General features: G+C 47.7%; 8 protein-coding genes. All 8 read right to left on the reverse strand.

Annotated elements, in window-relative coordinates; genetic code table 11:
• Positions 1–6: 6 nt before the first annotated feature.
• The 8 genes from LRR81_RS10175 to LRR81_RS10210 all read right to left on the reverse strand — a co-directional run bounded on the left by LRR81_RS10175 (position 7) and on the right by LRR81_RS10210 (position 12,394).
• Positions 7–1,680, reverse strand: coding sequence for an ROK family protein (locus LRR81_RS10175; RefSeq protein WP_231789255.1), 1,674 nt, complete (start codon positions 1,678–1,680; stop codon positions 7–9).
• Complete coding sequence (locus LRR81_RS10180; protein ID WP_231789256.1) at positions 1,677–4,247, reverse strand: glycoside hydrolase family 38 N-terminal domain-containing protein; 2,571 nt, start codon at positions 4,245–4,247, stop codon at positions 1,677–1,679. The genes LRR81_RS10175 and LRR81_RS10180 overlap by 4 nt, the downstream gene beginning before the upstream one ends.
• A gap of 3 nt (positions 4,248–4,250) precedes the next feature.
• A complete protein-coding gene (locus LRR81_RS10185; RefSeq protein WP_231789257.1) occupies positions 4,251–5,603 on the reverse strand; it encodes an FAD-dependent oxidoreductase in 1,353 nt (450 codons plus the stop codon).
• 28 nt (positions 5,604–5,631) lie between these two features.
• The gene (locus LRR81_RS10190) at positions 5,632–6,453 is read right to left on the reverse strand and encodes a carbohydrate ABC transporter permease (protein ID WP_231789258.1); all 822 of its coding nucleotides are present in this window, start codon (positions 6,451–6,453) and stop codon (positions 5,632–5,634) included.
• 18 nt (positions 6,454–6,471) lie between these two features.
• Positions 6,472–7,419 carry a carbohydrate ABC transporter permease gene (locus tag LRR81_RS10195; protein ID WP_231789259.1) on the reverse strand — a complete coding sequence of 316 codons (948 nt, stop codon included), beginning with the start codon at positions 7,417–7,419 and terminating at the stop codon, positions 6,472–6,474.
• Between the two features lie 344 nt (positions 7,420–7,763).
• Positions 7,764–9,080, reverse strand: coding sequence for an ABC transporter substrate-binding protein (locus LRR81_RS10200; RefSeq protein WP_231789260.1), 1,317 nt, complete (start codon positions 9,078–9,080; stop codon positions 7,764–7,766).
• Positions 9,081–9,286: 206 nt separating this feature from the next.
• Positions 9,287–11,644 (reverse strand): glycoside hydrolase family 10 protein, encoded by a 2,358-nt coding sequence (locus LRR81_RS10205; RefSeq protein ID WP_231789261.1) that lies wholly within the window; start codon positions 11,642–11,644, stop codon positions 9,287–9,289.
• A 156-nt stretch (positions 11,645–11,800) separates the two neighbouring features.
• Positions 11,801–12,394 carry a YdcF family protein gene (locus tag LRR81_RS10210; protein WP_231789262.1) on the reverse strand — a complete coding sequence of 198 codons (594 nt, stop codon included), beginning with the start codon at positions 12,392–12,394 and terminating at the stop codon, positions 11,801–11,803.
• Positions 12,395–12,474 lie beyond the last annotated feature (80 nt).

Here is a 12,474-nt window from a genome sequence, read left to right on the forward strand (position 1 = left end):
GCCTCCTTATGGATTCACTTTTTTCAGCTGCATGTTCTGCAGCTCTTTGAACACAATGTCGAGCAGATAATAGGCTGACACCTCGCGCAGGGAGCTCGTGCCGCTTTTGATCTCCTCGGCTGCCGGGATCAGCATTGTCAGATCCGCCGCCCTCGCTAACGGAGAATCCTGCTGGCTTGAGATGGCGATCGTGATACTGCCGCGCGCTTTTGCGGTTTCCAGGATGCCGATAATCTCTTTCGCATAGCCGGTAGAGTTCAGGCCGATCACAACCGTTTCAGCACTAAGGGTATAGCCTGACATCTCCATTTCATAGCTGTTCGTAAAATAGTCGGCAGGGATGCCGAGCTTCATCAGCTTGTATTTCAGCTGCGAGGCAACAGTGGCCATTTCTTCTGCACCATAAAGATAAACCTTTTCGGCTGAAAGAAGCTGTGCGGTAAATGCCTGTATGTCATTAAAATCGTAGAGCGAATCGCTCTTTTTCAGCATGCTCATATACGTGTGCTTGACCTCTGTCAGGCTGGATGCCTCTGTCTGCTCATACAGTCTTGTACTCACAGTCGCTTCCTTCGCCATCAGTCTGAGCTTATTGTACGAGCCAAATTCAAGCTTTTGGCAAAAGCGGGTGATCGTTGCTTCTGATACATTGATTTGGCGCGACATTTCTGAAATGGTTTTGTTCGGAACAGCTTCCAGATTTAAAATGATAAAATTGGCGATGGTTTGCTCCCTGTTCGTCAGCTTGTGCCGGTTAAACTCAATCATCGTTGTAATGCTTTTTAGCGGCTTTAGTGACTCCTGCATGAGAAAATGGCGAAGCGCGCCCACCATGCCGGCATCGTTCAGATTCCGCGCAATTTCAATTTTGGTTTTGCTCAGGATATTCGGGATAATGTCCTTCTTCAGCTGTTCCATAATCAGCGGGTACAAGTATTCCTTCTGCGCCGTGATGCCGCCCCCGATAATAATCATCTCCGGGTTCATCATGTAGGCGATCGTGGCGATCCCTTTGGACAAATAGTACACCTGCCGCTTGATTTCCTCAGCGCAAATGTCATCCCCGCTTTTTGCAAGAGCGAAAATTTCTTTTCCATTCAGTTCATGCTCTGGAATGCCCTTTCGCTTCGCCGTGTTTATAATCAACGTTCTCGTTGAAGCAAGCTCCTGAAGCTGGCTTCCTTCAATTGGAATATAGCCGATTTCGCCGCCGCTGAAGCTGTGGCCGGTATGAAGCTTATTATCCAAGATATAGCTTCCGCCGATCCCTGTGCCGACTGTGAGGCAGAAAATGCTTTTCGCATCTTTCCCCGTGCCGATCCAGGATTCAGCAAGCCCGGCGCAGTTTACATCGTTTTCCACTTCAACCGGCAGCTGAAAGTATTCCTCCAGCTCCTTTTTGAGCTGTGTACCAGTGTAGTCCGGGATGATCGATGGAAGAGCGAAAAGGATGCTTCCCTCTCTTGAGTCAACCTGGCCTGCCGTACTGATGCAAACCCCGCTGATTTCATGCTTTTTTGTCAGCTCTATCCCATAGGATTTTACCTTTTCCAGAATGGCTGGTCCCCCAAGATAGGCTTCTGTTTCCTTTTCAAACTTCTCAACAAACGCGCCGTCCTCCGTCAGCACCCCATATTTAATGAGCGTGCCCCCTATATCAAATGCAAGTAACTTTCTCATGCTTCCTCACCTTCATTTCCTCTGCCGTTCCTTTTCACCTGGATGGTTTTGATTTCTTTTCCTTTCAGCGTTACGCACAGTGTAGCCGATGCTGGATGCTTTTGTAAAACATTTCCTGAAAAATTCACTTCTTCTACGGCAGCTGGCTGAAACCCAAATGCAAGCTTGGCTTCTGCCTCTTCTTCTTTTGGATTAAACAGTCTGATCTGAAACGTATCCTCTTCCTTCTGCTGAAAAGAAGAAAATGCGGTTTCTCCTTGGAGGATGCGGAACAGCTGCTGTTCTGCTTTTTTGACACTTGACTGCTGTGTCAGCACCCGGCTTCTTAAGTGCTTGCCATTGTTCAATGAATGATGTCTTTCACCTAAAACCAGGGCATAATGGAATTCATAGGTGCCGAGGCACTGGGCTCCAGGGGTTTCAAAGCCCGGGCCTGCCCCGTTTCCTCTTGTTCTTAAGTCACGCCGGGACAGCCAGCCGACACTTCGGAGCATGGTCAAGAGGGCATAATCCTTTCCGTCGATCCTGTCGATTTCTGCTTCCTGCATGCCGCGGTGTATTAGCTGGTGGCTGTTGGCCAGAACCGTTGAATAAGAGGGGTACTGGTTCATCACAGCTTCTTTGTTTTTTGCTGCATCGAACACTTTCTCGCGGATCGTTTCCCGCTGAATCAAATCGAATGCAGTGTCGGCAAAGCTGCTGTCTGCATTTCCTGCTGCAAAGCCTACGCGAAGCTTTTGGTCTCTTGCTGTATTTTCAACAGCTGTCCGGAAGGTGATGAGCCGTTCTCCAGCGTGCAGCGAGACCACTGTTTTGATTTTGTTAATGGTGAAAGCTTCACTTGGGCCTGACCGGTCCTCATTAAGAGAGGCCGGAAGCTCCATTTCATAAAACAGCTCTGCTGATTGAACCGTCTGGCCTTTATAAACGGCACCTGTTTTGGTCAGCACGGCCTTGGACAATCGGTCATTTACGGGCGGCGAGTAATTATAGGTATCACCGGCATCAAGGGAAGAGACGAGAATGTGCTGATCCTCATACACTTCACCTGTTTCTTTATCAGTTATAACGAGACCGTTTTTCCCCCATTCCGCAAGGTAGAATTCGTTTTCTATCTTATTTTCATTAGAAGCAGCAAGTAGTTCTGCCTGTTCTTTCACACTTCTGATCTCTGCTCTTTTTATTTCGGCTCCGTTAAACGGAAGCATAAATTTTACGCTGTAAATCGCATACTCGGCATAATGAGGCTCTGCTAAAATATGCCGCAGAAATTCTTCCCTGACATCTCTCTTCATGATATCAATGAAAAGCTCTTCTCCGTTATGAAAAAGCTTTATGCTGCCAAGATCCTTTTCAGCCGGGATCCTGATCACTGCCTCGACAGGATAAATCCCTTCGAAAGGATGATTGTTTACCATGTAAAGATAGGGATTGCCGCCAGCATCGTTTAAGTAGTCAAAAGGATAGGAGCTGTTCAGAGTGTCAGCTGCAAATTGCTGGATCCCTTTCAGCACTTTTTCCGTTCTCGTTTCCATTTCATTGTGAACCTCATCAATGCTGCAGCCGCAGATGCTGTCATGGGGCTGATTCTTGAGGATCAGCTTCCATATATACTGCATCCATTCCTCTGAATCTGTTCCGCCGTTACTCCATACATTGAGGGCCTCCATCACACCGAGCGCTTCATCCTCGCACAGCTGATTTTGCTGCTTCAAATAGGAGCGGGTGGAAAGGACGCCTGGCAGAATGAAAATCTTGGATGGATCCCGCTGCTCGCCCTTTATCATTGATGCTGGTTCTTTTCCTTGAAACTCCTTTATATAAGCGGAAAGCAGGGATTCCTGAAACTTAAGTTCCGGCATTTCTTCCTTTAGCTTTTGGATGCGGCTGTTTAAATCATGTGCCGTGAAGGTATGATCCGCTCCGTTCATGATCAGGGCGTGGCCGTTTTCCAAATACGGCGCCTTGGCTGTTAGATACGCTTTTGTTTTCTCTATGTAATCGCCGTGCTTCAAGAAGGTCTGGTAGTACCCATCTGCTAGCGGAAGCACCAAGGTGAGCACCCGGCGTCCGTCTGGACCCTCCCAGGTGTTCTCGAAGGAAGAAGAAACGGCGCCGCGCCAGACCAGTGCCTGTTCGATGCCATATCCTTTTAAAATCTGCGGCATTTGGCTTGCATGCCCGAAGGTATCAGGCAGATAGCCGACAGGGGAAAGGGATCCGAGTTCAGCTGCCTTCTTTATGCCAATTTCAAGGTTTTTCAGCAGGCTTTCACCTGAAACAAGAAACTCATCAGCCAGCAAGTACCACGGTCCCGACTCCACTTTGCCCATTTTCATAAAGGAAACTAGCTTTTCGAATTCTTCTTTTGAAACGATTTCTTCATAGTCCTCAAGGATTATGGTCTGCCCGTCGAGGAAGAAGTGCTGGATGCTTCCTTTTTCCAAAAGCTCCTGAACATAACGGAGGCCGTTTCGCAATTTGTACCTGAATTCCTCGAACGTCTCATACCACTCGCGGTCCCAGTGCGTATGGTTGAGTATGTGCACTTCTTTGATTGATTTCATCCGTTATCCCTCCGTCATCCCTAAATGCTGTCTGATCACCGCTCCGTCCAATTCATTCAGCGGGATGCCCTGCTTCACTGAATAGGCGCAGGCTATTCCGGCTGCTTCTGCCATATCGCGCACGGTCGGCTGTATTCTGAGTGAGGCCTGCATGAGAAAGGTGCTGGAAATATGGCGGCCGGCGGCGATCAAGTTCGCTGCCTCATGCGTGACAAGCGACCGGTAAGGAATCTCGTAATATTCGCCCTTTGAGAGCTTCGCTTCTGCTGCCTCTTCCTTTGTTACGCTGTGAACATCAATATACCAGTCGCCTCTTGCAATACCGTCTGCAAAACGGGCGCGTTTGACATAGTCGTTCTCTGTGAGCACATATTTCCCTTTGATCCGGTACGATTCTCTAATGCCGAGCTGTGAGGCTTCTTTTAATAGAAAGGAATGCTCGAAGCCGGGCAGATACCGCGGCAAAAACCCCGTCAGCCTGCGGATCATTTCGCGGCCTTTTGTCACAGCTTTTGATCTGAGAATAGGGCTTGTTGTGCTGCCGATTCCCGGGATGTGCGGACAGTTAAAGGACATCACACCAGGCTTTCCCGGCTGGGTAAAGGCTTGAAAATAGCGGAGATCCTCTTCTTTTAAATCCCCATTTTCAAACCCCTTTTGAAACAGCGGCTCCAGCACATGGCCTTTCCCAGGCACCATCGCAATTTCGAAAAAATTCTGATTGTCTATTTGGCAGAAGTTATCATTTTGCGACTTCATAAATGCTCTGAGCGCCTGTATATCGATCCCGCCCATTTCAAAGCGGAAGGAGATCTGCTGATTCTCTCCGTTGTGATTGCCTGATTGGAAAGGAACGCCTGCAGACCTTGCGAGAACTGCATCAGCGGAAGCATCGATAAACGTTTTGGCTTTTACAGCTGCCAGTCCCTGGCACGTGTTGATGACCACATGTGTGAGGCAGCCCTTCTCCATCAGGCAGTCAATCACGTTCGCATCATATAAAAGGAAGCCGCCGCGCTCGATGATCAGCTGCTCGAGCACATAGCTCAGCGCCTCTGTATTAAACCAGCTGCAGGCTGTCGTTCCGTCGCTTGTCTCAATGTTTTCTTTGGCCAGCCGTTCTGTAATCAGCGTATTAACCTTCTGCTTTTTCACATGAGTCGGCATCATTGGTGAGACGAGTGCGTTTGTCTGAGTGCCACCAAGTGCATTGGTTTTTTCAATTACTACTGTGCTGATGCCTTCTTCCAGTGCTGAAATGGCTGCCGCCGCACCGCCTGTTCCGCCGCCGATAATGGCACAGTCTGTTTCATAGAGAACCGGCAGGCTCCTGCCGAAAAAGGAGATCGTTTCCACTGCTTCCACCCTCTTATGTATCGTATTGTTACCCTTTGACAGCTCCGTCCGTTGCACCGGCAATAAAGAATTTCTGAAGCCAGATGAAAATTAACAGGGTAGGAATCGTTGTCAGGATTGATGCCGCACTGATCAGCTTCATGTTCGATCCGTCAAAGTTCTGAGAAAGCTCAGCAAGACCGATGGACAGGGTGTACATGCTGCTGTCGGTAGAATTAATGAGCGGCCATAAGTAATCTCCCCATGTGCCCATAAAAGTGAAGATCGCAAGCGTCACAAGCGTCGGCTTTACAAGCGGCATTGCAACCATGTACCACACTTTGAATTTATTGGCTCCATCAAGGTAAGCTGATTCTTCCAATTCTTTTGGAATCCGTAGAAATGCCTGCCTCATTAAGAAAATCCCAAAGGCGGTTGATACTTGCATAACAACCAGTCCAACATGTGTATTCCTGAGCCCAAGCTCCCCTGCGAGCTGGAACAGCGGCGCCATATAGAGCTGAAACGGCACCATCATGGTGGAAATAATCAGTGCCAGCACTACGCTCCGTCCTTTAAAATTCATCCGGGCCAATGGGTAGGCAGCAAGGCTGCAGAACAGCAGGTTGAGCGGAATTGCAATCACCGTCACAATGACAGTGTTGAGAAAATAGCTTCCGAAATTTGCTTTGCTGAAAGCTTGAGCAAAGTTATTAAATGTCGGCGCTGCCGGGAGCAGACTGTCATAAATTCCTTCACCGGGCGATTTCATGGCAATAAAGAAGGTAGCCAAAAACGGGCCGACTGTCAGGCAGGCTATCAGGATCATCAGCAGGTAGACAGCGAGTTTGCTTGATAGTTTCTGTTTCATCCTTTTTCTCCTTTCCTGTTAGGCGCGCAGGTCATCTTCACGCTTGCTTGTCAGCTTCATTTGCAGGAGTGAAGCAGCAATGGCGAGTATGAGAAGCACCAATCCTGCTGCTGATGCTGTTGAGACATGCAGGCTCTTAAACTTATCAAAAATATACATTACAAGAGTGAGCGTCGCTCCGGATGGGCCTCCTCCTGTTGTCAGCTGAATTTCCTCAAACACCTTCATCCCGGCAATGATCGTCATGACCGATACAAGCGTGACAGACGGGACAAGCATCGGAACCGTAATCCGGCGGAACTGCTGAAAAACGGAAGCTCCGTCAATGCTGGCAGATTCGTAGACATCCTTTGGAATCGATTGCAGGCCTGCGAGGTAAATGATCATGTAATAGCCAAGCCCTTTCCAGACCGTAATAAAAGCCACGGCAGCGAGAGCAGTTGACGACTGCACCAATAGGTTTGTCGGTGAATGAAAGATTCCAAGCTTCACAAAGAGCGCAGAAATCATTCCGCTCTGTGAATAAAGCATCTTCCACATAAGCGCTGCCACAACCATCGGGGAAATGACCGGCAGATAGTACAAGATTCGGAAGGTGGAAACCCCGCGAAGCTTCTGGTTCACCAGAACCGCGAGAATCATAGGAAGAAAAACGTTCAGCGGCAGAACGATGACGAGAAACACGAGGGTGTTGATTAATGCGAGCCAAAACTTATCATCGGTGAAAATTTCTTTAAAATTATCCAACCCGGCAAAATCGCCTGTACCGGCAATAATTTTGTAATCAAGAAAGCTCCACTGAAAGGATTGCAGGATCGGCACAACCAGGAAGATTCCGAGAATCAGAATCGACGGAAGCAAAAACAGCCAGGGGGTGACGCTTGTCATCAGGCCTTTCTTTCGCTTCGGCACACTTTCAGTTTTAGCTTTGACTCTAGCTGGAATGATGGCGGGTTCTCTGTTCATGTGGATTCTCCTTTCTAGAAAAACGCAAGCGCATTGAACAGCCTTAGGCAGCTGTACCGAGAAGTTAAACTGGGTGAAATTTAAGACTCTCTTATTTTTCAAAAGGCTCTGTTAAAGAAGAATATTGAATTTTCCACACCTGTTGATTGGAGTGGCAGGCGGGAGACTCCTGCGGGAGCAGCGGGACAGGTGAGACCCCACAGGCGCCAGAGCGCCGAGGAGGCTCACCGCCCGCCCCGCGGAAAGCGGACGCCTGAGTACTGCAATCAACAGCCAAATTTAAGAGAGCCTTTCAAAAAAGGAGACTAGCTTTCTAGTTAACAGCTAGTCTCTTGTTTCCTTTGTTAGAACGTGACCTTTTCGCCTGATTTTTCAAAGGATTTGTTCCATTCGGAAGCAAGCTCCTTCACTGCTTCCTCAGGAGTCAGTTTGCCTTGGAGATTTTTCACAAAAATATCCTTTGTCGAGCTTCTGAGATCCGCACTGTTTTCAGTTGGCGGGACAAGAACTTTCGCACGTTCAAGGGACTTGGAAGCCTCAAGCATGCCTGTAGCCTTTGGTGAGTCGCCAGGATTGCTGAAGTACTTATCTTCTAATGACTTCTTAGTCGCTGGAAGAACAGTGCCGGCTGTTTTGGCAAATTCAAGCTGGTTTTCGGCATTTGTCACGTATTCAGCAAGCTCAACAGCTGCCTCTTTGTTCTTTGTTTTAGCTGGTACGGCAAAGTTCATCACTGCTACGTTTACAGGAGCATCTTCTTTTTCAAGCGGCTGCCCTGCTTTGGATTCTTTGTACACTGCAGGCGCCCCGGATTCTACCGGTCCAAGGAACGTTACTCCTCCTTCAAGGAAGGCAATATTTCCTGACATGTACAGCTGCTGGCCTGTATTTAAAGATCCCTCTGCAGCTTCCTGCGGGATGATGCCTTCTTTATACATTTTTTGAGTAGCAGCAAAATAGTCGAGGATCGCTTGGTTGTTCTCAAACTGAGCTTTGCCATCCTTTACGATTGGTTCTCCTTTTGCCAATGAAACCATTTTTTCCATGATCGTATTGCCATCATTCACAACAGGATAGTAAGAAGGCTTGCCAGTTGCTTCCTTCACTTTTTTCGCTGTTTCATAAAGGCCTGCTGTGTCCTGAGGCAGTTCTTTTACGCCGGCTTTGTCAAAGCTCGCACTGTTGTACCAGGAAACCGTCGTTGTCAGGTACCAAGGAAGGGCATAAAGCTTGCCGTCGTACATACCGGAATTGAAAGGTCCATCGACATAGGATTTTTTCACATCGTCTTTGACCATATCAGAGAGATCCAGCAGCCCGCCTTGCGCGGCAATGTTGGACATGTAATGCGGATTCAGGTTGACCACATCAGGTGTGTCGCTGCCTGTCAGGGAAGTGAGTACCTTTTGCTCCATCTGATCCTGCGGAATATCCTGAATCACTACATCCACTTTTGGATGAAGCTTTTCAAAATTCTTCTCCAGCTTCTTGAAATATGTATCGAACGGTTCCCCTTTGAGTGAAGCTGTCCACATCGTGACTTTCCCTGAGATTTCCCCGCTCCCGGAAGCCTCTTTCGTACTGCTGCTGCACGCGCCAAGACTCATTGTCAGCGCAGCAGCCATCGTCCCTGCAGCCAATGTTTTTGTTAGCTTTTTCATACTATTTCCCCCTTTGTTTGAAAGCGTTTACTACTTTTTGCTTACTTTCATCATACTCGCGCGCACGCCTGATTACAATCCTTTTGTAAAATTATTTTACAACTTTTTTGATTTATGAAAATTAATTTCTTTTAGACTTGCCGAAGGATCAGAGAACTCTCTTCTTATGAAAAAAAGCGGATATGAATCTATCCGCTTCTCTGTTCTTACTGTTGATGATTGATGTAATAGCTGACCCACTTTTGGGCTTCTTTCAATTCATTCTTCATCCGTTCTCCAACGGTTTTATCCAGTTGATTCTTGTCCATCATCTGCTGAATGCCGCTGTCTGCTGCCTGGAATACTTTGCTGCTCTTTTCAGGGTGAATTCTGACAGAGGCAGAAAGGGCTCCGAGCAGCACCTTTAACTTGGCTCCTTCTTTCTTTTTGACAGCTCCCTGTTTCATATAAATTTCTGATACATTCTGTTTCATTTTGCTGAACAGGGCGACAGAGGCGCCAATCGGATTTTCACCAGGGTTAACCGCTTTTTCCCTCCAAGGACCTTTGCCGAGCGCATCAACGGACGGGGCACTTGCTTGTCCGAAGGCGAACATGTTCACGCCTTCTGTATCATATTTAGCTGACATGACATCACTGACTGCTGCCATCTCGCTTAGATGGTGATAGAAGGAGTAAATGCCTGTATAGTACATCGTTCCTTCAGGCATCAGCTTTTTGCTGTCCTGCACGGTTTTTTGGATGCTGTTGAAGTCATGGCCGTAGGCTTGCGGAATCACACCATCGATATCATCCTTCCAATCGGCAATGCGGCCAGCTTCTGCTCCAGGCTCAGGCGTTGCTGTGATCATAAATGTTTTATCAATGGCCTTTGACTGGGTGTGAAGCTTATCGACGAATTGGTTTTCCTTAGTGAGAAGCCATTCTGACCAGTGGTTCCACTGCTCTGCATCCTTAACAGGATCCAGTGTGTACGGGTCAACTCCGTTTTCTGACTGATACATGCTTCGAAGGGTTTGGCTGAAGCCATAGCTCTTGTCAGGCGTCTGATTAGGATAGCGCATGTAGTCGATGTCGAGCCCTTTAATATCATAGCTTTGCTGCATTTCCTTGTAGATGGACAGCATAAATTCCTGTACCTTTGGCTGAGCTATATCAAGCCAGTAATATTTGCTTGAAGAATCCGGCATTGGTTTACCAGAATCATTTTGACGCTGAACAGCTGCCCATTCCGGATACTTAGAGAGCTCCGGCGGCATGCCAAGACTGCTTTCGCCGACCATAAAGCCGTCTGTCCAGGCTTGAATGGAAATGCCGCGCTTTTTCGCTTCTTTGATGTATGCCTTCAGCAGATCATTTCCATATGGGCCGTAATTGGCGTTCTGAAAACGGGGATGCTGCGCGGGAAGTCCGTAAGCCTGCATCGTTTTGCTTGGAAAAACCGTGTAGCCGTGAAACGTTGTTTCTAAGTAAACTGAATTGAATCCTGCCTTTTCCATCCGGTCCAGCACCTGCTTGACTCCGTCAAGCGTGGTTTCTTCCGGACGGTACCAAATGGCCCGCTGTTCTGCTGGATTAGATGGGAGAGAATAGTAGTACGCATCATAGGCAGCTTGTGTTGCCTGTCTTGTCAGGTCGAGTCCTTTTACCGGATCGGCTTCATTCTTTACCTGTGAGAGAAGATCCTCCGCTTTTTTCAGGGAGGCTGAAGCTTGATCTGCTGCCACATCAAGATATTCCTTCTTGGCTTTTTCGATAGAGGCTTTTGCCTGGTCGATGGCCTGCTTGCTCTGGAACGCAAAGCTGTCCACATCCTGAGTGATTTTCACAAGTCCTTTTTCGTCAAATGTTACTTTGGCTCCAATAATGGAATTCGCTGAAATCCATGACGAAGCAATGCCATGGCCGCTGACGACAAATCCATTCTTCGGAATAGCCGAGCCTCCGCCGCCAAGCTTTGTCACATAGCCATTTTCCACCGTTATTTCATAACCGTACGGATTGGTTTTTGTCGTGCTGCCAAAAGCCGGTGTGTACACAATCAGCTGGTCAGGACCTCTATATCCGTCGAAAGGGGCTCCTGCAGGATTGCTGGCTTTGGTTGGATCGACCGCGTTTGCTGTCATTTCAGAAGATTTTTCAACCGGTTCGTAAACGGTGACTGTTTCGCCGTCTTTCAGCTGGCTGATAAAGTCAGCTGGCGCACCCGGAGCACTGCCAGTAGAAAGAACTAGCCCGTTCTCAGGAATCGCAGAATCGCCGTCCCCGTGCTTCACTACCTTGTACTGATTCAGACCGATTTTCTCCAGCACAGCCTCTTTGCTGCCTTTTTGGGTTTCAGTGTAGTAGCTGAAGGAGTCATTAAAGAGAATGGTTTTGCCGCTGTTAGCGAGCTGATTCGTTCCATTGACGGCGATGCTGTCACCGGACTCGTCCTTTACTGTCAGGACATTGTAGGGACCAGTTTTTGTTTCAGCCGATGCGATACCTGCCGTGCCAAAAGAAGAGAGTACCAGAGCAGATGCTAGAATAGAGCTTGGTAAAACGCGTAATTTGGGGCTCATGCTTTAATCTCCTTTTTCTTCTTAATTTGATAGCGCTTTCAATTACCAACTATAACGCCTCCTTTTTCTTTTCTCAAGAATTTTCTGAAATTATTTTTATTTATTTTTTTATAATGAAATTTATTTTCATAGTGCTGCGTGCAAAAAAAAGACAGCTCATTGAGCTGTTTGACCCGGTTCCATTCCGTCCGGCAAATCGATAAAATCATAAAGGCCCAGCATATATCCTGTCAGCCGGATATACTCAGAAACCGTATGGCTGACCTCTCTCGGATTTTTATACCAGGGAACAGGGCTGTTATAAAGCGCTGAAACATAGGTCAGCCTGATGCCGCTGTTTTTGTATACCCTGTCATACGCAAGCTTTGATCTTCTCATGTGGTAATCAGAGGTGACCACAATCGCGCTCTTAAAGCCGTATTTTTCGGCGAGCTGCTTTGTGTAAACCGCATTGGTGTAGGTGCTCGTTGCTTTTTGCTCAAACAGCAGGTTTTCCGGGCTAATGTCCTTTTGCAGCTGTTGCTTGCTTGAGACTTCAAGGCCGAGCGGTGTGGAGAGCATCACATATTTGGCATAGCCTTCCTTGTACAGCTCCATCCCTTTTTCCAGTCTGCCGCCGTCTCCGCTTAAGATCATGATCACATCAGATTTTACGGGTTTTTCATTTATCACAAGCAGCTGCCTGCTGAAAACAGCGAAAACCGCCAGCGCCAGCAGGAGCGTTCCTATTCCAATCAGTATTTTTCGCATGTTCACCGCGCCTTTGTTATTACGTCTTTGCTCATTATACCGTAAAGTTCCATTATTTAGGCAAAAGAAAAAGACGCCTG

The sequence above is a fragment of the Metabacillus kandeliae genome, from assembly GCF_021166585.1.
In the GTDB taxonomy this organism is placed as follows: domain Bacteria; phylum Bacillota; class Bacilli; order Bacillales; family Bacillaceae; genus Metabacillus_B; species Metabacillus_B kandeliae.

Excerpts from the sequence above, each read along its gene's own strand:
- LRR81_RS10175 (WP_231789255.1), bottom strand. The coding sequence starts at position 1,680 with ATGAGAAAGTTACTTGCATTTGATATAGGGGGCACGCTCATTAAATAT.
- LRR81_RS10180 (WP_231789256.1), bottom strand. The coding sequence starts at position 4,247 with ATGAAATCAATCAAAGAAGTGCACATACTCAACCATACGCACTGGGAC.
- LRR81_RS10190 (WP_231789258.1), bottom strand. The coding sequence starts at position 6,453 with ATGAAACAGAAACTATCAAGCAAACTCGCTGTCTACCTGCTGATGATC.
- LRR81_RS10195 (WP_231789259.1), bottom strand. The coding sequence starts at position 7,419 with ATGAACAGAGAACCCGCCATCATTCCAGCTAGAGTCAAAGCTAAAACT.
- LRR81_RS10200 (WP_231789260.1), bottom strand. The coding sequence starts at position 9,080 with ATGAAAAAGCTAACAAAAACATTGGCTGCAGGGACGATGGCTGCTGCG.
- LRR81_RS10205 (WP_231789261.1), bottom strand. The coding sequence starts at position 11,644 with ATGAGCCCCAAATTACGCGTTTTACCAAGCTCTATTCTAGCATCTGCT.
- LRR81_RS10210 (WP_231789262.1), bottom strand. The coding sequence starts at position 12,394 with ATGCGAAAAATACTGATTGGAATAGGAACGCTCCTGCTGGCGCTGGCG.